The organism is Desulfitobacterium metallireducens DSM 15288, assembly GCF_000231405.2.
Classification (GTDB): domain Bacteria; phylum Bacillota; class Desulfitobacteriia; order Desulfitobacteriales; family Desulfitobacteriaceae; genus Desulfitobacterium_A; species Desulfitobacterium_A metallireducens.
The window spans coordinates 1,650,593-1,676,506 of sequence record NZ_CP007032.1 but is presented as its reverse complement, the minus strand read 5'-3'; the positions used below and the strand labels follow the sequence as shown (position 1 = coordinate 1,676,506).

Annotated in this window: 22 protein-coding genes and 1 other annotated feature; of the genes, 16 read left to right on the top strand and 6 right to left on the bottom strand. The window is 41.3% G+C overall.

From position 1 onward, the window contains the following. Positions 1 to 62 precede the first annotated feature (62 nt). Both DESME_RS08005 and DESME_RS08000 read left to right on the top strand, forming a co-directional pair. A complete protein-coding gene (locus DESME_RS08005; protein WP_006717187.1) occupies positions 63 to 461 on the top strand; it encodes a helix-turn-helix domain-containing protein in 399 nt (132 codons plus the stop codon). 216 nt (positions 462 to 677) lie between these two features. After that, positions 678 to 2,819: an EAL domain-containing protein gene (locus DESME_RS08000; protein WP_006717185.1), complete on the top strand. Its 2,142-nt coding sequence runs from the start codon at positions 678 to 680 to the stop codon at positions 2,817 to 2,819. A gap of 52 nt (positions 2,820 to 2,871) precedes the next feature. On the opposite strand, the gene DESME_RS07995 is transcribed toward DESME_RS08000, so the two are convergent. After that, complete coding sequence (locus DESME_RS07995) at positions 2,872 to 3,909, bottom strand: gluzincin family metallopeptidase (protein ID WP_006717183.1); 1,038 nt, start codon at positions 3,907 to 3,909, stop codon at positions 2,872 to 2,874. A gap of 143 nt (positions 3,910 to 4,052) precedes the next feature. Between DESME_RS07995 and DESME_RS07990 the strand changes: the two genes are divergently transcribed. The 5 genes from DESME_RS07990 to DESME_RS07975 all read left to right on the top strand — a co-directional run bounded on the left by DESME_RS07990 (position 4,053) and on the right by DESME_RS07975 (position 8,622). Beyond that, entirely contained in the window at positions 4,053 to 5,978 is a 1,926-nt protein-coding gene (locus tag DESME_RS07990) for an ABC-F family ATP-binding cassette domain-containing protein (RefSeq protein ID WP_006717181.1), read from the top strand. Positions 5,979 to 5,999: 21 nt separating this feature from the next. Then, positions 6,000 to 6,158 carry a hypothetical protein gene (locus DESME_RS16060; RefSeq protein ID WP_006717180.1) on the top strand — a complete coding sequence of 53 codons (159 nt, stop codon included), beginning with the start codon at positions 6,000 to 6,002 and terminating at the stop codon, positions 6,156 to 6,158. 89 nt (positions 6,159 to 6,247) lie between these two features. Beyond that, on the top strand, positions 6,248 to 7,504 hold the full coding sequence (locus DESME_RS07985; RefSeq protein WP_006717178.1) for an MDR family MFS transporter: 1,257 nt from the start codon (positions 6,248 to 6,250) through the stop codon (positions 7,502 to 7,504). 40 nt (positions 7,505 to 7,544) lie between these two features. Further along, positions 7,545 to 7,994 (top strand): YaiI/YqxD family protein, encoded by a 450-nt coding sequence (locus DESME_RS07980; RefSeq protein WP_006717176.1) that lies wholly within the window; start codon positions 7,545 to 7,547, stop codon positions 7,992 to 7,994. A gap of 34 nt (positions 7,995 to 8,028) precedes the next feature. Continuing rightward, on the top strand, positions 8,029 to 8,622 hold the full coding sequence (locus DESME_RS07975) for an HD domain-containing protein (protein WP_006717174.1): 594 nt from the start codon (positions 8,029 to 8,031) through the stop codon (positions 8,620 to 8,622). An 84-nt stretch (positions 8,623 to 8,706) separates the two neighbouring features. On the opposite strand, the gene DESME_RS07970 is transcribed toward DESME_RS07975, so the two are convergent. Then, a complete protein-coding gene (locus tag DESME_RS07970) occupies positions 8,707 to 9,666 on the bottom strand; it encodes a coiled-coil domain-containing protein (RefSeq protein ID WP_006717172.1) in 960 nt (319 codons plus the stop codon). A gap of 507 nt (positions 9,667 to 10,173) precedes the next feature. On the opposite strand from DESME_RS07970, the gene DESME_RS07965 reads away from it, so the two are divergent. Continuing rightward, positions 10,174 to 10,734: a site-specific integrase gene (locus DESME_RS07965; protein ID WP_006717170.1), complete on the top strand. Its 561-nt coding sequence runs from the start codon at positions 10,174 to 10,176 to the stop codon at positions 10,732 to 10,734. A gap of 136 nt (positions 10,735 to 10,870) precedes the next feature. On the opposite strand, the gene DESME_RS07960 is transcribed toward DESME_RS07965, so the two are convergent. Then, the gene (locus tag DESME_RS07960) at positions 10,871 to 12,241 is read right to left on the bottom strand and encodes a citrate/2-methylcitrate synthase (RefSeq protein WP_025248724.1); all 1,371 of its coding nucleotides are present in this window, start codon (positions 12,239 to 12,241) and stop codon (positions 10,871 to 10,873) included. Between the two features lie 286 nt (positions 12,242 to 12,527). On the opposite strand from DESME_RS07960, the gene galE reads away from it, so the two are divergent. The 5 genes from galE (at position 12,528) to DESME_RS07935 (ending at position 19,278) form a co-directional block, all read left to right on the top strand. Further along, positions 12,528 to 13,514, top strand: a complete 987-nt coding sequence (gene galE, locus DESME_RS07955; RefSeq protein WP_006717167.1) for a UDP-glucose 4-epimerase GalE — start codon at positions 12,528 to 12,530, stop codon at positions 13,512 to 13,514. A gap of 105 nt (positions 13,515 to 13,619) precedes the next feature. Beyond that, the gene (locus DESME_RS07950; RefSeq protein WP_006717165.1) at positions 13,620 to 14,627 is read left to right on the top strand and encodes a (Fe-S)-binding protein; all 1,008 of its coding nucleotides are present in this window, start codon (positions 13,620 to 13,622) and stop codon (positions 14,625 to 14,627) included. Continuing rightward, on the top strand, positions 14,624 to 15,868 hold the full coding sequence (locus DESME_RS07945; protein ID WP_006717163.1) for an LUD domain-containing protein: 1,245 nt from the start codon (positions 14,624 to 14,626) through the stop codon (positions 15,866 to 15,868). The genes DESME_RS07950 and DESME_RS07945 overlap by 4 nt, the downstream gene beginning before the upstream one ends. 61 nt (positions 15,869 to 15,929) lie before the next feature. Continuing rightward, positions 15,930 to 16,182 (top strand) — a binding site (T-box leader). Positions 16,183 to 16,427: 245 nt separating this feature from the next. Then, on the top strand, positions 16,428 to 17,864 hold the full coding sequence (locus DESME_RS07940; RefSeq protein WP_006717161.1) for a sodium:solute symporter family protein: 1,437 nt from the start codon (positions 16,428 to 16,430) through the stop codon (positions 17,862 to 17,864). A 169-nt stretch (positions 17,865 to 18,033) separates the two neighbouring features. Then, positions 18,034 to 19,278, top strand: a complete 1,245-nt coding sequence (locus DESME_RS07935; protein ID WP_006717159.1) for a DEAD/DEAH box helicase — start codon at positions 18,034 to 18,036, stop codon at positions 19,276 to 19,278. A 60-nt stretch (positions 19,279 to 19,338) separates the two neighbouring features. On the opposite strand, the gene DESME_RS07930 is transcribed toward DESME_RS07935, so the two are convergent. Together DESME_RS07930 and DESME_RS07925 are read right to left on the bottom strand one after the other, a co-directional pair. After that, entirely contained in the window at positions 19,339 to 20,262 is a 924-nt protein-coding gene (locus DESME_RS07930) for a DMT family transporter (RefSeq protein ID WP_006717156.1), read from the bottom strand. Between the two features lie 180 nt (positions 20,263 to 20,442). Continuing rightward, complete coding sequence (locus DESME_RS07925) at positions 20,443 to 20,865, bottom strand: CBS domain-containing protein (protein WP_006717155.1); 423 nt, start codon at positions 20,863 to 20,865, stop codon at positions 20,443 to 20,445. Positions 20,866 to 21,045: 180 nt separating this feature from the next. On the opposite strand from DESME_RS07925, the gene DESME_RS07920 reads away from it, so the two are divergent. Genes DESME_RS07920 through DESME_RS07910 form a run of 3 tightly spaced genes read left to right on the top strand, consistent with a single transcriptional unit; the run spans position 21,046 to position 25,186 of the window. Then, complete coding sequence (locus DESME_RS07920; RefSeq protein WP_006717154.1) at positions 21,046 to 22,050, top strand: bile acid:sodium symporter family protein; 1,005 nt, start codon at positions 21,046 to 21,048, stop codon at positions 22,048 to 22,050. Positions 22,051 to 22,079: 29 nt separating this feature from the next. Beyond that, positions 22,080 to 24,257 (top strand): DNA topoisomerase III, encoded by a 2,178-nt coding sequence (locus DESME_RS07915; RefSeq protein WP_006717153.1) that lies wholly within the window; start codon positions 22,080 to 22,082, stop codon positions 24,255 to 24,257. A 47-nt stretch (positions 24,258 to 24,304) separates the two neighbouring features. Next, positions 24,305 to 25,186, top strand: coding sequence for a nuclease-related domain-containing protein (locus tag DESME_RS07910; protein ID WP_006717152.1), 882 nt, complete (start codon positions 24,305 to 24,307; stop codon positions 25,184 to 25,186). Positions 25,187 to 25,251: 65 nt separating this feature from the next. Here DESME_RS07910 and DESME_RS07905 read toward each other — a convergent pair whose 3' ends face one another. Then, on the bottom strand, positions 25,252 to 25,833 hold the full coding sequence (locus DESME_RS07905) for a flavodoxin family protein (protein ID WP_006717151.1): 582 nt from the start codon (positions 25,831 to 25,833) through the stop codon (positions 25,252 to 25,254). Between the last annotated feature and the right edge of the window lie 81 nt (positions 25,834 to 25,914).

Below are 25,914 nucleotides of genomic sequence, written 5' to 3'. Positions count from 1 at the left end.
TATCCATGAGATTGAATATAAATGCGGTTGCATGGAAAGGGATAAATAGAGGAGGAAATACAGTGTCTTTGAGTAAACAAATAAGTGAACATAAAGAGGCCCTTCAGGAAATTGGCCGCTATATAAGTGATTACAGAGGTCGACGTAAATTATCGCTTCAACACATGGGTGCGCGTGTAGGAGTAAATCCTTCTTACCTGCGTGACGTTGAACGAGGCGAGAAGATTCCTGATGATGAATTTATTCGCAATTTATCGGAAAATTGTGGTCTTGATGAGAACTATATTTATGATTGTATGGGTAAAGCACCGCTCGTTGCGCGAGAGGAATTAGAACACCATTCAATCTTACAGGAAACGCTTAAGGAAATTGGAATGTCTGGATTCTCTGAGCAAATAAAAGAAGAAATTTATCGCAAATTCTATTTTATGGCTAAAATGGCCTTAGTAAATATTAAATAAGAATTAATTTGCGATATATTCTAGAAAACAATCCTCGAATTATGTGATTTTCGGGGATTGTTATTTTTTAATATGATAAATTTAAGATAATGTAATAAATAAGTGATAAATAGAACTCGATATTGTATAATATAATAAGTTTAAAGTGATTCTAAATAATTCGCTTATATGAGATAAGGATCAAACAAAAATGGGCTTGTCAGAGAGGCGATGAAGATGGTAGCAAATTATAAATTCAAGTCGTGTTCGAAATTCAATGAGGAACGATTTAGTCGATTACAAATTGCAGCTTTAGAAGCGGCAGCAAATTCGATTGTGATTACAGATGCTGATGGTCATATTATATGGGCTAATTCTGCTTTTACGACCTTAACTGGTTATAATCTGACTGAGGTCTTTGGCAAAAATCCACGATTTTTGAAATCAGAGGCTCATCCTTCTGAGTTTTATAAAGAACTGTGGGATACCATTATGGCCAATAAAGTCTGGCATGGAGAAATTGTCAATAAGAAAAAGGATGAAACCCTATATATTGAAGAAATGACAATTACGCCAGTTTATTTTGAGCCAGAACAGAAATTATATTTTATTGCCGTCAAGCAGGATGTGACCCAAAAACGTAAAGATATAGAAGAAATGCGTATGGCGGCCAAAATCTTCGAAAACACTCTAGAAGGCGTTTTGGTGACCGATTTCAGAGGAAATATTGTCTTTACAAATCAATCCTTTGAAGAAATTACTGGTTATAAAACGGAAGAAGTTTTAGGGAAAAACCCGAGTATCTTAAGTTCGGGTCGACATGATCCTGAATTTTATCGCAAATTGTGGAAATCTCTTGTGGAAAAAGGAGAGTGGCAGGGAGAAATCTGGAACCGACGCAAAACTGGGGAAATATATCCTGAGTGGTTGACCTTAACGGCTATCCAGGATGAGCGTGGGAAAACGGTACAATATGCAGCTATTCTCAGCGATTTAACTTCACGCAAACAGAATGAAGAACGGGTCAAACATCTGGCTTACCATGATGCTTTGACAGACCTTCCTAATCGTTATCTTTTTCTTGATCGGTTAAAAACTGCCTTAGCTCATGCCGCTCGGCATGAAAATACATTGGCTGTTCTTTTTTTAGATCTGGATCGCTTCAAGGATGTTAATGATACCTTAGGACATGCGGCGGGTGATCAGCTCTTGCAAGAGGTCGGAAAACGAATCACTACGTGTATTCGCGAAGAGGATACTGTTGCAAGGATGGGAGGGGACGAGTTTACTGTTCTTCTTCCGGATATTCAGATTGAAGATGCTAAAGATGTCGCCCGCCGAATACTAAATGTTTTCAGAAAGCCTTTTGTTCTGGAAGAACAAGAACTTTACATTTCTTCGAGCATTGGAATTGCGATAGCTTCAGATAAAGTGCTGGATGCTCAAACGATCTTACGGCATGCCGATTTGGCAATGTATAAGGCTAAAGAAAATGGGAAAAACCGATACTGGATTTATGAAATGAATATGAGCATTCAAGCTCAGAATCGATTAACACTAGAACAACGCTTAAGAAAAGCCCTTGAACGAGATGAATTCGTCCTCTATTATCAGCCTCAGGTCGATGTGACCAAAGGTAAAATTTTGGGTATGGAAGCGTTGATCCGCTGGAAGCATCCGGAAGAGGGATTGATACCGCCGATGAAATTTATTCCAATTGCTGAGGAAACGGGGTTGATTTTGCCGATTGGGGAATGGGTTTTACGAACAGCTATTGCCCAAAATATAACATGGCAAAAAGAAGGCTTTCCGGCATTGCGCATTGCGGTCAATCTTTCTGCACGTCAGTTTGAGCAGGAAAATCTAGTTGAGCAAATTAGCAAAATTTTAGACGAAGAAGGGATGGAGGGCCGTTGGCTGGAACTTGAGATCACAGAAAGTGTGGCCATGCAGGATATCGAGCTTACGTCACGTGTTTTAAAACAGTTAAAAGAATTAGGAATACATATTGCAATTGATGACTTCGGAGTTGGGTATTCCTCTCTTAGCTATCTGAAACGATTCCCAATCGACACTTTAAAGGTTGATCAGAGCTTTATCCGTGATGGTTTAAGTCAGGATTCCGAGAATGGTGTAATTGTCTCTTCAATCTTAGAATTAGCTCGCGATTTAAACTATTCAGCAATCGCTGAAGGGGTCGAAACAGAAGCCCAACTTGAATTTCTTAAAACGAAAGCGTGCGCTGGGATTCAAGGATTCCTAATATCACGGCCGCTTCCTGCACGAGATATGACAACACTCCTTGATATGGCTCACGAGAATCAGGGAAAGCTTTCAGTTTCAAGCGAATTAAATAACACCAATCAACCTAAAGCCTAATAAAATTATATAGAGAATCCTCACATCATACTGTGGTGTGAGGATTCTTGGGTTAAATCTTAAATTCGTTTTCAAATTCGCTGAGGGATTGACCAAAATTCTGCGCAAAACTCCTCTGAACTCCAAGTGATTGTACTTGCTCTAAGAAGACTTGGAAACGTTCAAGTCCATATTTTTCGATTAATTGTTCCGTGGCTAAATACCCTTGGAATTCAACGTTATATGATGCACTGAGAAGTCCTTGATCAATTTCACTTAAGGGGAGGAGGTCCCCATTTTGAGCTGTCTTTTTAAGCCTTGAAGTAAGGGCTTTAATCACTAGCCTGGTTTGCGCAGGGCTGATTTTTTCTTGAGCAGCAAGGCCATCATGCCAGCTTATTCCTTCATTGAGCCAGAGAGGAAGTTTAGTCCCGATTCCGGCTTGGTTGAAGGTGACATGGCTGAGCTCATGAGTGAGGACATTGGCGAGATCTGATTTTCCTTGGAGGTTGAATAAGGGAATCCAGATGGATGAGTTAACTGTGATGCCACCAGTTTGATCCACTATAGCGGCAGCTTCTTGAGCAGAGATACCTGCTCCGAGAAGAGCATTGGCATACATTTCCGGACTGGAATAGAAAACGATTTCAGTCATCCGTTTCGGGTTGAGCTTCACATTGCTTTGGATGATGGGCAGAGAATAGTTGGTGATTAGAGAACTTGCTGATTTTAGTGTTTCTTCAGTAACCCCTGTATCTCCGGCGTAAAGGTTCAGCTTGGGAGAGACTTGTATTTTTAAAGACGAGGGATTTACGGCGGGTAAGGCGTTGAGCTGAAGTTGCAGATGTTGTTCAAGTAATCGCATTGATTTTTCTAAGGCAGGATTATCGCTTCTTAAACCAGAGACAACTTGGAGTGTTGTACCCAGCGTATTTTGCCAGGCTTGTTCCCAATTCTGGTCCCAGCCCTGTTCGGAAACATAGTCTACCACCGATGTTATCGTCTGCTGAACAGGATCACTTTTATAAACGCGCTGCATCCCAGTTTGAACCTGGGGAGAATACGTATAGATTATAAAATAGAGGAGCAAAAGAACAGCGATTTTTTTCACAATTTTTATCCTCAATTCGTTATGGAATAAAGTAATTTTATCATTTTTCGACAGAACGACCAAAGGAAATATTAGGTTAAGTTAGGTCGAGATATGATATAATAAAAACTTAGTGAAGGAAAGGAACAAGGAGAAGTCAATTTATGAATCTATTAACTGCCGAGAACTTGTCGAAAAGTTATGGAACGAAAGTTCTTTTTAGCAATATATCCTTTGGGATTCAAGATAAAGAAAAAATCGGCATTATCGGCGTCAATGGGTCTGGAAAAACAACCCTGATGAAAATATTAGCGGGCCTTGAAAGTTCGGAAGAGGGAAAAGTGGTAAAGGGAAATGATGTTTCCCTTGAGTATCTGCCTCAGGACCCGAATTTTGAGGCGGAGGCAAGCGTTTTAGAGCAGGTTTTCCGAGGTAACTCCTCCCTCATGCAGTTATTAAGGGATTATGAAGGAACACTTGAAAAACTAAACAGGGATCCACAAAATCCAGCGTATCAGAAGAAGCTCATGGACTTAGGCCAGAAGATGGATGCCCAGAATGCCTGGCAATTAGAGAGCGAAGCCAAAACTATTTTGACAAAGTTGGGAATTACAGAGTTTGAAACCCTGATGGGAAATTTGTCCGGGGGACAACGAAAACGGGTTGCGCTAGCAAGCGCTTTAATCAACCCTTCTGACCTTCTGATTTTGGATGAGCCAACTAACCATATTGATAACGAAACGGTGGATTGGTTGGAACAATACTTGAATAATCGTAAAGGTGCTCTGATCATGATCACACATGATCGCTATTTTTTGGATCGGGTGGCGAATCAGATCTTTGAACTCGACCGAAGTAAACTTTATCCCTATCCGGGGAACTATACGCGTTATTTAGAGCTCAGAACTGAACGCGAGGAGCAGGAGGAAGCCTCAGAACGCAAGCGACAGAACCGTTATCGCAGCGAGTTAGCCTGGATTCGTCGAGGGGCTCAGGCCAGGTCCACCAAACAGAAAGCGCGAATTGAGCGTTTTAATGCGTTGGTGGCGGATAAACCATCAGAGGCGGTGGGAACGGTTGATATCACTGCTGGGGCGAGTCGCTTAGGGAAAAAAGTTTTAGAATGTCGTCATCTTCACCACGAATTCCCTAGCCGAGGAACCGTTATTGAAGATTTTAGCTATATTCTTGCCCGAAATGACCGCGTGGGAATCATCGGTCCAAATGGAAGAGGAAAATCAACATTATTAAACCTCTTGGCCGGTCGCTTACAGCCGAGTCAGGGGGAGATCGAATGGGGTCCGACAGTTAAAATTGGATTTTTTGCTCAGGAAAATACGGAGATGAATCCGAAACAACGCGTAATCGACTATATTAAGGAAATTGCAGAAGTGCTTCCGACAGGTGACGGTGGAGTGATTACGGCCTCACAGATGTTGGAACGATTCCTTTTTCCTCCTGCGCTTCAGTGGACCCCGATCGGGGAACTTTCGGGCGGGGAAAAACGTCGACTTTATCTCCTGAACATTCTCATGGGCGCACCCAATGTTCTTTTTCTTGATGAACCGACCAACGATCTTGATATTCAGACGCTACGTGTTCTCGAAGAATATCTCGAAGAATTCCCAGGAGCTGTCATGAGCGTATCTCATGATCGATACTTCCTTGACCGGGTAGCGGAGAAAATCTTTGCCTTTGAAGGGCAGGGTAAGATTCGGACCTATGTGGGAAACTACTCAGATTATCAGGAAAAGTCAGCTCAGGAAGAACGTACAGAGTCACCTGAGATTAAAACGGGGCAACATGATAATCATCCTGCGGAGGAATCAAAACATCGAACCCAAAAGGAACGTCCTCTGAAAATGACATTTAATGAACAGCGGGAATTTGAACAAATCGATGATTTAATTGCCCAAAAAGAAGATGAACTGGCTAAAATTAATCAGGCAATGAATGGTGCAGGCAGCGATTACAGCAAACTCAATGAGCTTGTGAGTCAACAGCAAACCTTGGAACAAGAACTCGAAGAATTGATGGAACGATGGACGTTTTTAAATGAGCTTGCAGAGCAAATTGCACAAAACAAATAAAAAAATGAATGGAGTACAATAATGGATAATCGTAATATGGTAGAGCAAATGAAAAAGATCATTGAGGAAAAAAAGAAGAAAAGTGCTGAACAAGGTATGCCGCAAAACCATGTGAAAAAAATTGGCGAGAAACGCAAGGGAATCAAAAGATTCAAACAGGGTGGCATGTTTGACAAATAAAAATTAATAGGTGGATTTACCAGAAAATGCTACCCAAATTTTCCCTACTGATATACAATGTACATTATCTGGTGTAAAGGAGGGATAAAATGGGTTTATCATCGCTTTGGAAGCGTTATGATTCAGCAATTTGGATACGAGTGGTTGGAACGATTCTGACGACAGTCACGAGTTTTGCGATCCGACCATTTTTAGCCATCTATCTCTATGATAAAACGGGAAGCATCTATACCATTGGCATAATTTTAGGGTTAGCCCCCTTGATGGGGGTGATTACTAATCTTCTCGGGGGAAGTTTAGCCGATAAATATGGTCGTAAACCGTTGATGGTTTATAGCTTATTTTTTCAAGCCCTGTCCATGGCAGGCTATATTTTCGCGGTGACTCCGTTGCAATTCGCCCTAGTTTCTATCGTCAATGGGATTGCCGCTTCGTTATACTATCCAGCAGCCAATGCTCAAATCGCCGATATTGTACCAGAACATCAGCGATCCGAGGTTTTTGCCTTGATGCATACAGCCCTTAATGTTGGGGCGGCAGTTGGTCCGATGCTCGGTTTACTCTTGGTAAAAATTAATCAAAGCCTGGCTTTTTTCACCTCGGCTCTAAGTTTACTTATTTATACAGCACTCGTCTTTGCCTTTGTTCCCGAGACACTTAATTCACTTCTACAAAAACGAATCATCGTAAATAATGAGGTTAAAGGACAAAAAGATTCTAATCCTGAGCCAAAGCCAACCCCGTTTCTCTTGAAAGAGCATCGTTTCTTGCTTTTGTTTACACTGTATTCCCTGCCGATTAACTTGTTATATTCTCAAGTAGAATCTAATTTCCCCATATATTTAAGAGACAACTTTGAAAATTATCTTACGATTTTCACCTCTTTAATGTCGTTGAATGGCATTATTGTTGTTTTATCTGCAGTCTGGCTTGCGAAGAAAACGGAAAAACTTCACACGCCTTATGTTTTATCAGTAGGGTATCTTCTTTTTGCGATTGTTGCGTTGGGCTATGGCTTTGGGCCTTGGGCCAAAGTTATCCCGTTATTGTTTATCGCAGAAATCATTTTCACGATAGGAGAGGGGTTAACCTTCCCCAATCAAAATAAGTTACTTTCACTCATGGCACCACCGGAAATGCGTGCCCGGTACTTCTCGATTTTTAGTTTGAATTGGGGAATAGCTAAAAGCTTAGGTCCCATTCTTGGCGCTACACTATTTGCTCATTGGGGTGGACTCACCTTATTTATTGTCTTATCGGGTTTATTACTTCTATCCGGTTTAGCTAACTATGTTTTAACAGAGCAATCATCAGTTCTATCTAAAAAAGAGTCTGTCCATGTATAGGATAGACTGACAAGCAAGTTGGAGAAAGGAACCATTAACAATGAAAATCATAGTTGATGCTGACGCTTGTCCCCAATCTGCACTGCAGATCTGTTTTAAACTTGGAAAGTTGCATCAAATCGAAGTATGGACAGTTGCCAGTTTTGATCATCGAATCCTTTCTGAGCACCACATCACCGTTGGAGACAATTCGCAGGAAGCAGATTTGAAAATTCTTAACGTCGCGAAAGCATGGGATATCATCATTACCCAGGATTTTGGACTTGCGGCCATGGTTCTAGGAAAAGGAGCATATGCAATGGGGCCAAAAGGAGTAGAGTATCGTCCTGAAACGATTGATTTCTTGCTGGAAGAACGCGAAATAAAGGCGAAATATAGACGTGCCGGGGGAAGGACCAAAGGTCCGAAAAAGCGAACAGAAGAAGACGATCACGCTTTCAAACAAGGTTTAACTCGCCTCATTGAGATGGCTTTGAAGAGTTCACCGTGAAATAGCTTTTGTTCTTTGCGAAAGGATGGTCCCATTGTTTAACGAGCGCTTTAAGAAACAACTTGATTTTATCCTTGAAATAGATAAACTAAAACAAATTTATCGTCAAAATCTTGTCACTGGTACAAAACGAAATGAAAATGACGCGGAGCATTCTTGGCACTTGGCTATGATGGCTATCCTTCTTTCTGAATACGCTGCTGAGCAGGAGATCAATGTTTTACATGTTGTCAAGATGGTCTTAATTCACGATCTGGTCGAAATTGATGCTGGAGATACTTTTGCCTACGATGAAGAGGGCTATCAGGATAAAGAGGAACGTGAGCAAAAAGCGGCCCATCGTCTCTTTAATATTCTTCCTACGGATCAAGCAGAAGAAATGATGGAACTCTGGCGAGAGTTTGAAGCCATGGAAACACCAGAGGCAGGTTTTGCTGCAAGCTTGGACCGCTTTCAACCTCTCCTATTAAATTACAATACGGATGGACATACATGGAAGAAACCTGGTGTTTCTAGTCAAAAAGTCTTTAAGAGAATCGAGCCGGCACGTATACAGGCACCGCAAATCTGGGAATATGCAACGGATCTGATCGAGACTTCGGTCGAAAAGGGAATGCTAAAACGCTAAGGAATCCTGAACTGTGTTATGAAGATGTTGGTTTTTACATAAAGCAGGGTACTCCATAATTTTGGAGTACCCTGCTTTATGTTGCTAAACTTCATGTATTTTTCGGAGTTCAAGTTCCAAAGTATAGAGTTTCTCAGTTAATTCCTGATTTTTTGTTGTTAAGGCTTCATTTCGACTTAATAGTTTCTCCGTCTTTTGTTCATAGATTGCTTGAACAGATTTTAGCTCTTCTAATACTTTTCGATCCGCTTCGATCAGGAGTTTATCTTTCTCAAGAGCGTGGAGCTCTTTGAGTTGTAGAATGTCTTTTTCAGCCGCTTTTTGGAGTTGAGCAAGTTCCTTCTGAGCTGATTCTTGATACTTTTGTAATTGTCTTTGAGCTAACGCTTCAGCCTCAATCAGTTGATCTTCAAGTTTGGAAATGACTTGTTGTTCGGTACTGAGTTCGACTTGAAGATTGTCGCGTTCTTGCTGTACTAATGATAGTTGTTCTTTTAATACAACCATTTCCTCCTGCAAACGTTCTGAAGCCTCAAGCTTAGACTCTAATTCTCTAACTTTCTGACTCAATAAATCTATACTCATACGACTTGTTCGGCTCGCTTCTTCAAGTTCCAAGTTACGATCAAGTGTTATTTTTTGTTGCTGTTCAGCATCCGCTTTGGCGCCTTTTAACTCATCTACTTCTTTAGAATGCATATTTTTCAATTGTTGGAGTTCTTCTTGAACTCCTTTATTTTTTGCCTTTATATCCTCTAATCGATCTGAATAGCCCTTTTTGAGGTCTTGTACTTTTTGGAGAGATCCTAAGAAGATATTTTCGACCCTATTTAGGTGATAACGAATTTGTTGCATATCATCGCTTTGATCTAGCTCACTACCTGCTTCTAGTTCTGAATAATAGCGGGTTACCATTGCTGTGAATAAATCTTTATGATTTAACCCCGTTTTTTTCAACAGTTCCTGTATTCTTTCCGTAATATCGGTTGTCGTTTTTACGGAGTAAGAATCTGGTTTTATGGTCATCACCATTTCTTCATTCATGCTTATCTCTCCTTTGACATTTTGTGTACTTATTTCAGCGTAGACCTTTAGTTTCTTGATTATTTAGGAACCTTAAGAGCCTAGAGAATTGGTTTATAATTTTATAATATATACCTACATACCTAAGTATACCACAGAGAACTAATGATTTTAAGTATAATGCGGAAGTATACTTGTATAACAAAAGTATACCTAAAAAGATTGTTCATGGACAGCGATTATTTGAATCAGAAATTTTTGAATGATTCATTTTTATAAGAAAAAGCGAATGTAACACAAGGAGATAGTGTAACATTCGCAGTAATCGCTGGAACCGCTGTGAATAAAGAGCTTTGAGCGATTTTATGGCATATTGAAATGAACTAACAAAGTTCCAATGTAACATAAAATCATGATATAATATTTGTGTTACATAGACGATTAAAATGTATAAGTTAGTTTTTTATAGAAACTGATTTTATAACTTGTGATTAAAAGACGGAGAAGAGATAGAAAAGGGGAGAGACATTGGAATTTGTACAGCCTATCCGAGAACGTAAAAAAATTGATGCTATGAAAAAGCTTTTAAAAGGGAGCAACATTAGAGACTATGTGCTTTTTACCCTAGGGATAAACTCAGGACTTCGCGTGAGCGACTTATTGCAACTCAAAGTTGCCGATGTTATTGATGAGAAGGGGAGAATTAGGGATCGTATAACCATTCGCGAAAAGAAAACTGGAAAAACAAAGACATTTCCCTTTAGCGATACAGTGATCAAAGCTTTACGTGAATACGTGCCAAACCTCTCTACTGGTTCGGCTTTATTCCCTTCACGCAAAGGTAGGACTCCTATTACTCGCCAGCAAGCGTATCGTATTTTGAATGATGCGGCTAAAGTTATCGGTGTAAAAGACAAAATTGGTACCCACACGCTCAGAAAAACCTTTGCTTATCATGCATATATCAGCGGAGTCGATGTTACCCGGATTCAAGCCTTATTAAATCATTCCTCGCCACGAGAAACCCTGCGTTATATTGGAATTACCCAAGACGAACTCGATGATGTCTATCTCAACCTAAATCTTTAACCGGGCAGTACAGGATATGACGATTCTGTTGGCTAGCCAATAAGTTCGCCTTAATAACGAAAAAGAACGAGAATAAGGTATTTATAACCTTGATCTCGTTCTTTTCAAGTTCTGAGACAATAATGAAATGAATTCCTTAACCTCTCTCATCGAGGGAAATGTATTTTTTTCTAGGTTCAACATTTTTATAGGCAGGTCGAATGATTTTCCCAGCATTAACGATTTCTTCGATTCGATGAGCACTCCAACCTGAAATTCTGGCAAGTGCAAAAATCGGGGTAAACATCTCTAGCGGGAGATTGAGCATCCGATAGACAAATCCTGAGTAAAAATCAACATTAGCACTTACCGCTTTGTTAGAGTTTGTGTACTGAGTAATAATCTTGGGAGCGAGTTCTTCAATTTTTGCGTAGAGGTTAAATTCGTTTTCCAGACCTTTTTCATGAGCAAGCTTGGCCGCGTATTTTTTAAGAACAACTGCCCGGGGATCTGAGATTGAGTAGACGGCGTGCCCAATTCCATAAATAAGACCTGAATGATCAAAAGCATCTTTAGTAAGGAGACGGGTAAGATAGGTAGTGACTTCTGTATCATCCTCCCAATCCTTCACATTTTCCTTGATATTCTCAACCATTTGAATAACCTTATGATTCGCTCCTCCATGTCTAGGCCCCTTGAGCGAGCCCAAAGCAGCTGCGATAGCAGCATATGTATCCGTACCAGTTGAGGTTACAACATGGGTCACAAAGGTGGAATTGTTACCACCGCCATGTTCAGCATGAAGGACAAGCGCAAGATCCAGAAGTTTTGCCTCTAGATCCGTATATTTGTGATTTGATCGTAACATATAAAGAATATTCTCAGCTAACCCTAAGTCAGCCTGAGGACTGTGAAGAACGAGACTTTGATTTCCATAGTAATGGGAGTAAGCTTGAAAACTATACGCGGCTAAGGAAGGGAAGGAGGCAATTAATTTGATACATTGCTTTAGAACATTTTTAACAGAGACATCATCTGGGTTGGCATCAAAGGAATATAGGGCTAATACACTTCGAGCTAATCCATTCATAATATCTTTACTCGGAGCATTTAAAATGATATCGCGGGCAAAGTTCTCAGGCAGTCTCTGATAAGTGCAGATGAGTTGCTTAAAGTCTGCAAGAGCTTTCTTATTGGGGAGATTCCCAAAGAGCAATAAATAAACGGTTTCTTCAAAACCAAATCGGCCATCTTCCATGAAGCCCTTGGCTAGATCAGTGATGTCGTAGCCGCGATAAATTAAGCGGCCAGGGACCGGAATCATTTCACCTTCATCAAGAATATAAGAGTGAACATCACCGATTTCTGTTAATCCGACGAGCACGCCTCTACCGTCGGTGTCGCGAAGTCCACGTTTAACTTCATATTTTGTAAAAAGCGAAGGATTAATAGCACCTTTCTTCAAGGTGATGCTACTAAGATCGTTTAAAATCTTTTCTTCAAAATGTTCTGTTTCGTAATCTTCCATCATACAATTAGCTCCTTCAGATGTTGCTTTACGGCCATCTTAAAATAAAATTTCACCATATATACCTACCATACAACTTGTATTTACAGTATAGGTTGCCACCTAGACTTTGTCAATTTATACATTAAAAACGAAAAGGGTCTTAACACTTATTTTAACAATTTATCCTACTCTTGTCACGGTAAAGGTGTAAAAATTCCAATGGACTGAATACATCAAAAATGGTAGTATAGAAAAGATTGGTCGTGAATGTTTGAGCATATTGCTAATTTATGGAGGGTTTCTTATGGCGATCTTAGTAACTGGTGGAGCTGGGTACATTGGTAGTCATACAGTAGCCGAATTATTGTCGCATGGGGAAGAGGTTATTGTTCTCGATAACTTACAAAAAGGACATTCAGAGGCTGTTTCAGCTACGACGTTTTATGTTGGCGATTTACGAGATTCCGATCTTTTGGATCAAATTTTTACAGAACATGTGATTGAAGCGGTGATTCATTTTGCCGCAGATTCCCTAGTCGGCGAAAGTGTTTCTGATCCTCTTAAGTATTATCAAAATAATGTGGCTTCAACGCTTAATTTACTCATAAAAATGAAGGAATACGGAGCTCAACAAATCGTATTTTCTTCAACGGCTGCAACGTATGGTGAGCCTCAGCACATTCCTATTCTAGAATCAGATTTGACACTACCGACAAATCCCTATGGCGAAACAAAATTGGCCATCGAAAAGATGCTTTATTGGTGTGAGCAAGCCTATGGAATTCATTTTGTTGCCTTGCGCTATTTTAATGCTGCAGGTGCTGATCCACAGGGGAGGATCGGCGAAGATCATCATCCTGAATCACATCTTATTCCACTTATTCTTCAAGTAGCCTTGGGACAGCGTGAATCAATTACGATTTTTGGGGATGATTATCCGACCTCAGATGGAACGTGTGTCCGGGATTATATTCATGTCTTGGATTTGGCACAAGCGCATTACTTAGCGCTCAATAAGCTTCGTTCATCACAAAAAAGTGGGATTTACAACCTAGGTAATGGGCAGGGCTTCTCTGTTTTAGAGGTTATCGAAGCCGCACGCCGTGTTACGGGGCATCCCATTCCCACACAAATAGGCAATCGACGACCAGGAGATCCAGCTGTTTTGATTGCTTCCTCGAATTTAGCTCAAGACGAGCTAGGCTGGGTTCCAAAATGGGACGGGCTCAAACAGATTCTGGAGACAGCCTGGAATTGGCACCGGAATCACCCTAAGGGATTTCTAAAATAATACATTATACATTTCTTAATACCGTTTACGAACTTGTCTTTATTAGGTAGAGTATAAATGTATGTATTTTTCACTTTTGAATCATTGGAAAAGGCGGTGGAGTCTATGGCAACACAACCGATTGAGGAACATGTTGAACGAAAATTCCCAGCGGTTTTAGAAATTATTCGAGAAAATATTATGAAGCACGGTAACCCACTTGCATTAAATGGAACGGAAGTATCGTCTTGGGCAAAGGATATGAATTTGCCCAAGACTGGCGATTTGCTTTTTTATACAGGGGGTGAATATCAATTACTTCCATTTATCGATTCGCTGGTCAAGTTAATAACTGTTTTTGATCAGGGGAGTCCACTTTTCACAATGGGCATTGGCGTACGTAACCTTCTGGAAAAAGCAGGAATTAACGCTGAAAAAGTTTACGGTTCAGTACTCTCTCAGGATAAAGAACGCTATCAAGCAGTTAATAAAAAAGCCGCACGTATTCTTCAGTCTCTAGGGTATAATCTCTGCTATTCAGGGGATGAGGAGCTTTACAGTGGTGCTCTATTGTATGAACTTGGTTATTGGGAAGATTTAAAAGTGTATGCACAACGCGTCCAGCATGTTTTACAAAAGAGTGGGGCAAAAACACTTGTTTGTCTCTCTCCTCATGCAGCTGAAGTGCTTAAACTTGTTTATCCCAAGTTAGGTATATCTTTAAATATTGAAATAAAAACGTTTGTCGAGCTTGTTTGGGAACAAAGACACAAACTAGAAAAGGCTTCATCCGGTCCGACCGTGGTGATTCATGATTCATGCCGATTAGCGCGAGATCTCCACATCACTGAAGAGTTACGTGATATTTTAACGGCCGTGGGCGTTGAGTTCTGTGAAGCTAAACGGAACAAAGAGTGGACGACATGTTGTGGTGGCCCGAGTAAATTCACTGCCCCGAAACTATCCCATACTATGTCCGAGCGACGGGTCAAGGAACTTCAAGATACCGGGGCGGAACTGATGCTTACCTCTTGCCCCTATTGCTTATCAGCGCTTGAGGGAGCCCTTGATAAAAATGATAAAAAGCAAGTGGTTGATCTGATTGAATTTTTATATAGGGGGATCGCAAGATGAGTGATTTTCAAAAATCAGCAAAGCAAGACAAAATCAATTTACAAAAAGGCTTTACTGATTATGCCAAAGAGCTGGAAAACGCACGTACCGATCAAAATATTCGAACGGCTATCTCCCGAGCTGTCAAAGCCTATCGTGAAACGACGGATAGTACGATGGCACGTTATCCCCAAACTCCGGAATTAGCAGCAGAGGTTCGTGAGATTAAGGCTCATGCAGTAGCTCATCAACAAGAACTTCTAAAGCAAGCAATGGAATCGGTTGAAAGAAACCATGGTAAAGCGTTCTTTGCGAAAGATAAAAAAGAAGCGCTTATGATTGCGAGCGAAATCATCGGTACAGGAAAAACTGTAGTGAAGGGTAAAAGTATGCTTGGAGAAGAGCTACACCTTCGCGAATATTTAGAGAATGAAGGCAATGAGGTCTGGGAAACAGATTTAGGAGAATTTATTCTTCAGCTCAAAAAAGACCGGCCAATGCATATTCTTTCACCAGCGATCCATGTCCCACGGGAGAAGGTTGCTGAAGTCTTCTCTGAGTTTTTCCAGAAAGAGGTTAAGCCTGATATTGCTGAGGAAGTCGGGATTGTGCGTGAGTTCATGCGTGAGAAATACTTCACTGCAGATGTCGGTATAAGTGGCTCTAACGTAGTCGCTGCAGACACAGGGGCTTTTGTTATTATTGAAAATGAAGGCAATGTCCGTTTATCGACCTCAGCGCCCGCCATTCATCTGCTTTTTGTGGGGATTGAAAAGATCGTGCCAACCTTCCAGGACGCTATGAAAGTTGCTGAAGTAACCTGGCGTTATGCCCAATATCCAATTCCAGCTTATGTAAGCATCATTACTGGACCAAGTAAAACCGGGGATATCGAGAAAGTAACCACTTATGGCGCACATGGTCCTAAGGAGTTTTATGTGGTCTTTGTTGATAATGGCCGTAGCGCGATGTCGGCAGAAGAGGACTTTAAGCAAGCGTCACATTGTTTACGTTGCGGTGGTTGCATGTATGAATGTCCTGTATTTCAGGTGACAGCGGGACATTTTGGAGAGACCTATCTTGGAGGTATTGGGACCATCTGGGATGTATTCGTTGCTGGCGGAATTGATAAAGAAGCACCGCAAATATATTCCTGTTTACGTTGTGGTCGTTGTGTTGAACGCTGTGGCATGCAAATTGATGTCCCGGCCATGATTGGCGAGCTAAGAAATCGATTAACGAGTGGTCAGGTTATGGATTAAATATTACAGTTGCCATATTTTTAAATGTATTATATAATAAAGCTAATTTCAAATTTCATTATCAAACGCAATGATGGAGAAAAGTAAGCTATAGTCACATTACAGGGAGGAAGAACCGTTGACTGGAAGTTCTTCTATAGTGTAAGTTGCTGAAGTTCACTCCGGAGCAGCCGGCTGAAAATTGGAGTAGGCTTGGACGGTTCTTCCCCCGTTAAAAGGAAGAGGGTATTGGATTTATCCTGTACCCGATCGAGTGGGCCTTATAGTTGAGGCTAAATTGGGTGGTAACACGGGAATAACTTCTCGTCCCTGTAGGGATGAGAAGTTTTTTTATTTTACGCCAGCTTGATCGGTCAGTTGATTTTTCGATACTCTATTGAGGAGGGCCAAATGGCCAACTTGGGTGGTAACGCGGAAGTCCACGGCTTTCGTCCCATAGAGGATGAAAACCGTGGATTTTTTATATCTAATTTAATAATAAAGGAGCTGAATTTCCAAAGCTTTAAACAAGAAAAAATGAAAATGAACGTAATTATTTATTATTTAGGGGGGTATGTACATGCATGTTATTCCATTTGCAATCGTTTGTCTCTATATTGTGATCTTATATGCTATTTCATGGTACTCCACAAAATTGACCAAAGGTGGAGGTGAGAAAGGTTATTTGTTGGCTGGACGGGGGTTGCCTGCTTCGATTGTTGCGGTGATGCTTACCGGGTTAGCAGTCGGTGGAGCCTCTACTGTTGGTGTAGCTGAAAATGCTTACAAAGCCGGTATTTCAGCTGGATGGTATAATGGAGCCTGGGCATGTGGGGGCATTCTCGCAGGCATTGTCGTAGCGAGTCGCTATCGAGCGCTGACCATATCAACTATTCCTGAATTGTTTGAAAAATATTATAGTAAATCCGGTCGCTTTGTAGGGGCATTGGGGCAACTTGTCATCGGTATGGTTATAACTTCACTGCAATATATTGCAGGCGGAGCCGTCCTTACGGCTTTACTACCCCAAGTTTTTACACAAGTGAGTGGAATGGCTGTAACTGCTCTGGTATTCGTTGGAATTACCTTAATCGGCGGGATGTGGGCTGCGGGTTTAACTAATATCATCAATGTAATCATGATTTATGTCGGTGTTATCGCAGGAGCGATCATGAGCGTAAGAAATATAGGGGGGATTCAAGCCTTAAAACTCGCTCTTCCTGCAGGCGGAACATGGTTTGATCCCATCTCTGGTGTTGGTTTTGCAGTCATCGGCGCATGGTTTGGGGTCATGATCTCGCAATGCTTTTCTCTTCAAGCTACGGTGCAAATTTCTTTTGCTGCAAAAAGCACAAAGGCAGCTCGGAATGGTTTTATTTTAGGAGGACTATTGATTTTCCCGATTGGATTCGTATCAGCGCTATTTGGAATTGTTGCGGCAGCACAATTTCCAGGAATAGTTCCCACTAATGCCTTACCCAGTGTTGTTTTAACTCTTAATCCGGTTATCGCTGGACTAACACTTGCTGGCTTATGGGCAGCGGATGTTTCGACAGCATCGGTCTTATTACTCGGTAGTTCTTCAATTGTTGTCCAAGACATCATTAAACGTAATTTTATGCCTCATATGACGGAAAAGCAGGGCCTGCTTTATTCTCGAATTGCAGTATTAGTCATAAGCATTGTTACGTACGTCTTGGCGACAACTGTAGCGGGTATATTAAAGACAATTACGATTGGTTTAACGTTAACAAGTGCTTATTCAGTCATTATGATGTTTACCTTGTTTGCACCTAAGTTATGCCGTAAATCGAGTGCATTTTGGACTCTGTTAACTGGAATTATCTTCTTGGCAGCCTGGCTGGTTGTTCCGGCAATTCGTATTGTTTCTCAACCGATTTTTTTAGCAATACCGATTGCCATTGTCACTTTCTTAATGACAACCGTTTTAGATAAACGGAGCGCTACTATACCGGAGGTTAACACGTCAAATCTCTCTTCTGAAGTCGTCGCTTAGATAAAAAAACATGTTTTTAGTATTAGTTCGAACGGCTATAGATTGCATTGAAAGCGATCTATAGCCGTTATTGTTTTTCATTTGGCAGGCTCTCCAAAACAGGCTATAATGAATCAATACAATAAGTGAACTAAAGATTATAATTTAATAAAGAAGAGGATGATAGAGTATGGAGTCAACAGCATCATTTGAACAAATCGGAATTCATCCGCTACTCCTCGAAGCACTTCAAAAAGAGGGCGTGGCAAAGCCAACTCATATTCAAGAAAAAGCTATTCCACTTATTTTAGCTAACCAAGACGTCGTCGGCCAATCGGAAACAGGATCCGGTAAAACTTTAGCTTATCTCTTGCCGATTTTTCAAAAGATTGATCTGCTTAAGAAGGAAAATCAAGCGCTAATTCTTACACCTACCCATGAACTCGCTTTACAAGTTCATCGTCAAATTCAAAGCTTATCCCAAAACTTGGGGGGGACAATCAGCTCGGCGGCGCTTATCGGAAATGTTAATATTACGCGTCAAATTGAAAAGCTCAAAGAGAAACCTCATATTCTCGTTGGTTCAGCTGGACGAATTTTGGAACTTATCCAGAAGAAAAAGATTTCTTCCCAGAATCTAAGAACGATTGTGTTGGATGAAGCAGATCGCTTGCTTGATGAGAAAAATTGGCAAACGGTAAACGCAGTGATTAAGACTACACTCAAAGATAGACAGCTCCTTTTATTTTCTGCGACCTTATCATCGGAAACGTTAGAACGTACATCAAGCCTTCTCAAGGAGCCAGCTGTTCTTCGTGTGACTGAACAAGCAGCTGTCGCGTCAACCATTTCACATCAGTATTTTGCCTGTGAGCAACGTGATAAATTTGAAGTGCTGCGCAAATTAGTTCGTCATCTCGAGCCTCCACGTGCTCTAATCTTTATTAATAAGAGTGAAGAAATTGAGAAGACGGTAGAGAAGCTCAAGTTTCACGGGTTAGACGCACAGGCGCTTTCTGGCTCTTCCCAGAAGGGGGATCGTCGCAAAGCCATGGAGGATTTTCGAACGGGTAAAGTTCATTTGCTCGTGGCTTCTGATTTAGCGGCAAGAGGTCTTGATATTAAGAATATAACACATATCTTTAATCTTGATATTCCTGAAGACCCCCAACTTTATCTGCATCGGGTAGGAAGGACCGGGCGAGCAGGGCAGAGTGGTATTGCCATCTCTTTAGCTTCTGAAAAAGAAGTACATTTTCTACATAAAGTTGAGAATGCCTTTAAAATTTCAATTCCTCTGAAGACACTTTCTCACGGAAAAGTGTTCGACGCGCACCCGCATCGAAAAGAGCAAGGAAATAGACCCCAAGGGTCTACCATAAAACCAAGTTTTAAAAAAGGATTAAAGAAAAGCACCGTCAAAAAGCACATATAATAAAAGAAACTAGGCCGTAAAAATTGGCCTAGTTTCTCTTTCTTCTGTAGGACAGCGAATTTAGATCGCCGGGTTGGAGCTCTTGCTCCTCGCGAGTTTAGGGGAAGAAGTCGAGGTTCTCATCAGAGAAAGAACAACTCCTGAAATCACAAGGACAAAACCGAGCCCGTGATAAACATATAAGGATTCTTTGAGAACGAGGACGCCAAGGCTAATGCTGAAGACATGCTGCAGATTATTTAAGATGGATGTTTGACCGCCACCAATTTTTTCAATTCCATAAAGGTTGAGGAAATATGCGAAGCCTGCAGCGAAACACCCCATGTAGATGACTAAAAGCCACTGCGACCATGAGAGATACCAGACAAAGGAGTTCAACTGCCAGAGAGCGAGCGGAGTTAACGTTAGAATAGCGAAAACTAGAGAATATACGCTTGTGACCAGTGATGAAAATTTCTTCATGAAGCTTTGACCAACAACATTAAAGAGGCTGATACATAAAACATTGAGAAAGAGAAAAATCTCACCTCCCCCTATTCTAAAAGACAAGAGGTGAAATATATCCCCTTGCGTGAAGACGATGACTAGACCGAGGAAAGAGGTAAGTATCCCTAAAACCTGAAACTTAGAAGGTTTCGATTTAAAAATTATAAAAAACATTAGGTTCGTCATGGCTGGAAGTGTTGCAAAAATTACTGAGGCATTCGTGGCTGTAGTATCTGCCAACCCATAAATTAGTGAAACATAGGGGAGTGAAACCCCTAACAAACTGATAAGAATAAGTTGGAACAGCTCTTTTGTAGTAGGCTTAGGGGCGCTTTTCAGGGCTGGCCAAGCGAGAGGCAGGAGAATGCTTAACCCTAAGAGGGCTCGAATGGCCGATAAGCTAATAGGAGGGATTGACCCAGCGATTAAACGTCCTGCAATGACGTTCCCTCCATAAAGGAGTGAAGAAAGAAGTATTGCGAAATAGGATTTTAACATAATGACCCCTTTAGTTATTTTAATTGAAACTAGATGTAAGGAAGTAGACGAAAAATATTATACACCAAAATAAGCCTACACAGGAGTCTCAATAGATAGAACCCAAAAACGAACAAAGGAGTAAGCTCAACCTCTCGAAGAGAATGTTGCTTACTCCTTTTCGTTCTACACTATTTAACTTTAGTGCTGAATTCCTTCGGAAATGCTGCTGAGTGCTTCACCCGCTTCATTTACGTGAATGGATTGGACTGCGATATCACCGATCGCAAGAAAACCCACGAGTTGATTATTGTCAACGACAGGTAATCTGCGAATTTGACTTTCGGCCATTAAATCAGAAGCTTGGTGAATATCTGTCTCTGGGGAAACACTCTGCACTTCTTTAGTCATAATTTCAGTCGCTTTTGTCGTTTTGGGATCCTTTCCTTGGGCGATCGCACGAACCAGAATATCGCGATCGGTAATCATTCCCATCAATTGTTTGTCTTGGCAGACGGGAACAGAGCCAATATTTGATGATGCCAAAATTTGAGCAACCTCTTCCAGAGATTGATTGGGGTCAACCCATTTAACGTTTTGAGACATTAAATCGCGAACCTTCATAATAAACAGGACCTCCTTGTCATCTTAGTTTCACTGTATTTTCTTACAAAGGATTCGAAATTATACGAATTGCAGCATTAATCATAACAAGAAATATTACAGGGTTGAAACCTTTTGCCTCTTCAAGTACACTAAATAAGGTGTTCAAAAGTGCTTACCCTATACATCAAGGAGGAGACAATGCTCAATTCTTTTGCTGTCTTGAATCGCTGGCTCGGAAAGCGAATGTTTTTTGTCACGCTAATAGCCCTTCTTACCGGGTTTAACTTTAACTTACCGCATTTTCTATTGTCACAAAATGTAACCTTATTCTGTTTCATTTACTTGACCTTTGTCACTTCTCTTGATATTCATTTTAAGGATTTACTGAGAATTATAAAACGCCCTATTCTACCGATTGGTATGCTTATCTTAATTCATGCAGTTATGCCGATTATCGCTGGAGGTATCGGCTTTTTGTTTTATCCCCAGGATTTCTATACACGCCTTGGCTTTTTAATCAGCTCGGTCATTCCCATCGGGCTTACCTCGATTGTTTGGACAGGAATAGCGGGAGGCGATGTTGTTCTTGCCTTAGTTGTAGTAATGCTTGACACCCTGCTTTCCCCTCTTATCCTTCCGGCTTTCTTTTCAGTCGTCTTAGGGCAGAGTATTGACGTGAACTACTCCCAGATGATCTTGGAATTGATCATGATGGTTGCTCTACCGAGTTTAGCAGGGATGGCACTTAATGATCTATCAAAGGGTAAGGTGGATAAATTTTCTCAATCGCTAGGGGGGCTAACCGCAAAAATTGGAGTGTTTTTTATCATCCTTGTTAATGCTGCTCTAATCTCTCCCAAAATCGTGTGGGGGATTTCTATACTTATACTTTTAGGGGTCATTCTATTACTTATGCTGTGTGGTTATTTAGTGGGCTATCTGGCCTCATTTGCTTTGCGCAACCGAACGCGTCCCACTGTGCTCACAATGATTTTTAATGTAGGCATGCGGAATATCAATTTTGGCTTTGTTCTAGCTATGACCTATTTCCCGGTAGCCGTCGCGATTCCTGTCACCTTAGCCTCCGTATTTAATCAACCGCTGGCTTCAATCTTTACCTGGTTTGCACTACGCAATGCCCCAAAGGAACAAAATCTGATTCAAAGCACACAGGTCGAAAAAGAGATTTCTACAAAATATTAATTAAGTAAAGCATAGATAGGAGATTCTTAATGAAAAAAAGTTTAATTCTAGCCGAAAAGCCCTCGGTCGGTCGAGAGATCGCCCGGGTTTTAGGCTGTCATCAAAAAGGGAATGGGTGTCTCATAGGTCCTCAATATATTGTGACTTGGGCTCTTGGTCATTTAGTGACATTGGCTGATCCGGAGGCTTATGATGACCGATATAAAACGTGGCGACTGGATGACCTTCCCATGCTTCCTCAGAAGATGGAGTTAGTCGTTATCAAAGAAACGTCTAAACAATATGCTGCAGTTAAGCATCTGCTCAGGCAACCCGATATTGATGAGCTCATTATTGCTACCGATGCAGGACGAGAAGGGGAGCTCGTAGCACGCTGGATTCTTGCAAAAGGAGGCTGGCACAAGCCGATTAAACGGTTATGGATTTCCTCCCAAACTGATAAAGCCATTAAGGAGGGTTTTAGAAACCTAAAACCCGGTCAGAATTATGAATCTCTCTATGATGCTGCCGAAAGCCGTGCCGAAGCAGATTGGTATGTAGGACTTAACGTGACTCGTGCCCTTACCTGTAAATACAATGCTCAACTTTCGGCAGGCCGAGTGCAGACGCCCACGCTGGCCTTAATCGTAGAACGGGAAAAAGAGATCAAAAAATTTGTCCCAAAAGACTATTGGACCATCAATGCCTACGCTAAGGGATTTTCGCTGCGCTGGCAGGATAAGAAGTGCCAAACACGTATCTTTGATAATCATCAAGCAGAACAGCTTCTTGCCAAAGTAAGTGGACAAGAAGCTGTTATAATTGATGTAAAAAAAGAAGGGAAGAAAGAGCTTCCGCCTCTTGCTTATGACTTAACTGAACTTCAAAGGGACGCCAATCGGAAATATGGCTACTCCGCTAAAAAGACGTCTTCGATAATGCAACAGCTTTATGAACACTATAAAATTGTTACCTATCCACGTACTGATTCGCGTCACCTGACTGAGGATATTGTTCCTACGCTTCCTGAGCGTTTAAGGACGATTGCCGTTGGACCATACGCGAACTTGGCCCGCCCGATTCTCCGGACTAAAATATCCCCTACAAAACGCTTGGTCGATAATACGAAGGTTAGTGATCACCATGCGATTATTCCGACTGAGGAACCTGTATTTTTAAATAAGCTCAGTCAGGAAGAAGCGAGAATTTATGACTTAATCGTGCGACGCTTTTTTGCCGTCCTTTCACCAGCCTTTGAATATGAACAGACCACTGTCATCCTAGAAATCAAGGGGGAAATATTTACTGCCAAGGGCAAGAATATGAAGCAAAAAGGCTGGCGAAACGCTTATGAGGACTTGGATTCGAGTGAAGAAGAACGCGAAGAAACCGAGCAGACACTCCCCGATTTAAAGGTGAAGGAGCGTCTTAATCTGCTTTCAATTAAATCAGTACCCGGAAAAACTAAACCGCCTAAACGTTATACTGAAGCCACACTTCTCTCAGCTATGGAACATCCTGGACAAAAAGTTGAGGATGAATCCTTGCGCGAGATGCTTGAAAAAACAAGTGGCCTGGGTACGCCAGCGACTCGAGCCGATATTATTGAAAAACTCTTTAATTCGTTTTATATGGAGAGACAGGGGAAGGAGATTATTCCAACCTCAAAAGGAATTCAGCTAATCGGACTTGTTCCGTCTGACCTTAAGTCTCCTGAACTGACGGCTAAATGGGAACAACAGCTGAATGAAATCAGCAAAGGCGGAGAAAAGCGCCAGCCATTTGTACAAGGTATAAAAGGATATGCAAGACATTTAGTCTCAGAAGTTATAGCGAGTAACCAAACCTTCCATCATGATAATTTAACACGCATGAAATGCCCCAATTGCGGAAAGTTTCTTTTAAAGGTCAAGGGTAAGCGAGGAGAGATGCTCGTCTGTCAGGATCGTGAATGCGGATACCGAGAAGGCCTTTCCGTCCATTCAAATGCCCGATGTCCTCAATGTCATAAGAAGATGGAACTTCGAGGGGATGGAGAACATAAAATCTTTACCTGTACCTGTGGCTATAGGGAAAAATTGTCCGCGTTTACCCAACGGAGGGAGCATGACGGAAAAGGTTCTGTGAACAAAAAAGAAGTCCAGAAATACATGCAGAAGCAGAAATCGGATGTTACAGTGAATACAGCCCTAGCCGATGCTCTCGCCAAACTTAAACTAGGAAAATAGAGAGAGATTCTGCTCGCGATTTTTTTTACGAAAGGTGGCGCTTGTCATTGGTTTTTTGGAAAAGAAAAAGCAAAGTCTTAAGTCCGGTTCTTGAGCCCAAGGAATCGCAGCAGTTTCTTATAAATATGAAATATAAAACGGATCATTATTCCTCAAGAAATTCGCGATTTCGAGGATCACCTCGATGTAGATCTCAGAGGAAGGATGAAATTGGAGAATATAAAATCGAAGTTGAATTAGGACAGCTCCCTAAAAGTTATCGTCTGATGAGCAATTTATTATTTAAATCTGAGCAGGGGTTTGAACACATTGACCATCTCGTCGTTTCGCCCTATGGGCTTTTTCTTATTGAAGTCAATAATCTTTCTGGGATTATCCTGGGTGAAGAAAATGATCCGAATTGGCACCAGGCGATTACTTGGCGAGTGAAAACGTTTCCCAACCTGCTTTTTGAGAATCATGCCCATCTGGAAGCTCTTCGAAAGCAGGTTGATCTTGATGTAACGATCCCGATCTATTCTTTTGCGACATTTAGCCGTCGTTGTGAACTGAAAGTAATTTCGGGATCCGTATTCTATGATACAGATATTCTCACCGTTATTCTCAAACGATCACAGCCGGAAGTGCTTAGTGATGAAGAAGTACTAAAGATCTATTCACAAATCGAGCAGGTCAATATTCTTGATCCTAATGTACGAAACGAATATTCTGCTCGTTTACGCAAACAAAGACTCTTAAACAGACCTAAATATGGAGATATTCGCTGTCGCATTTGCCAAAAAGCGGTGTCGGAGCGAACGGCACGTTACTGTATATCTCATCCTGATAAATTTGCGTGGCATATCTATTGTGTAAAACACCAAAAGGAGCTTATTCGCTCGACAAGGATTGGCTCAATTTACCAAGATCCATTGAATGCGCCACTCTAATTATAAAGAAGAGGAAGCCACTCCCACTTCTGTGGGGGAGCTTCCTCTTTTGGCATAGCTTTGGATTACGAAACCGGCTCTGGATAGATTTTCTTAATTAACTGTGCAACATTTTCAGCGAATCGGCGAATGGTTTGAATTCCTTCCTCATCCTCCAGTACTTCTCCAGGGGTCCGGCCGAAGGCGATATTCCAGTATGTGGAACCTGGGATAATCATGTCGTTCATAAGGTAAAACATGAGCATTTCTTGAATTGAGGACGTTTGGCCACCCCTTCTGGCAACAGCGATTGGGCCGCCTACTTTCCAAGAAAGAAAATGATCGGTAGCACCTGAAACCTTACCTACTCTCTGGAGAAGAGACATTAAATCCCCGCGCGCTGTGCCGTAATAGACAGGTGATCCAACGATAAATCCTTGAGCATTTCTGATTTTTTCAATAATTTCATTTACTCCATCATTTAGAACGCATTTCTTGAGTTCTGCACATTTTCCACAGGCAATACAGGATTGAATTTTTTTTCCTGCCAAACTAATCAATTCAGCTTCGACACCTTGGCTTTCGATAATCTTTAGGCTTTCATGCAAAACCTGAAAGGTATTTCCATCAGGTCGTGGGCTTCCTGACAAAAGTATAACTTTATTCACCTTACGGCACACTCCTCATTTTATAATAGTCTTATTTAATTATACATAATGGAAAGAGATTAAAAAAGGCACTAAACAAAC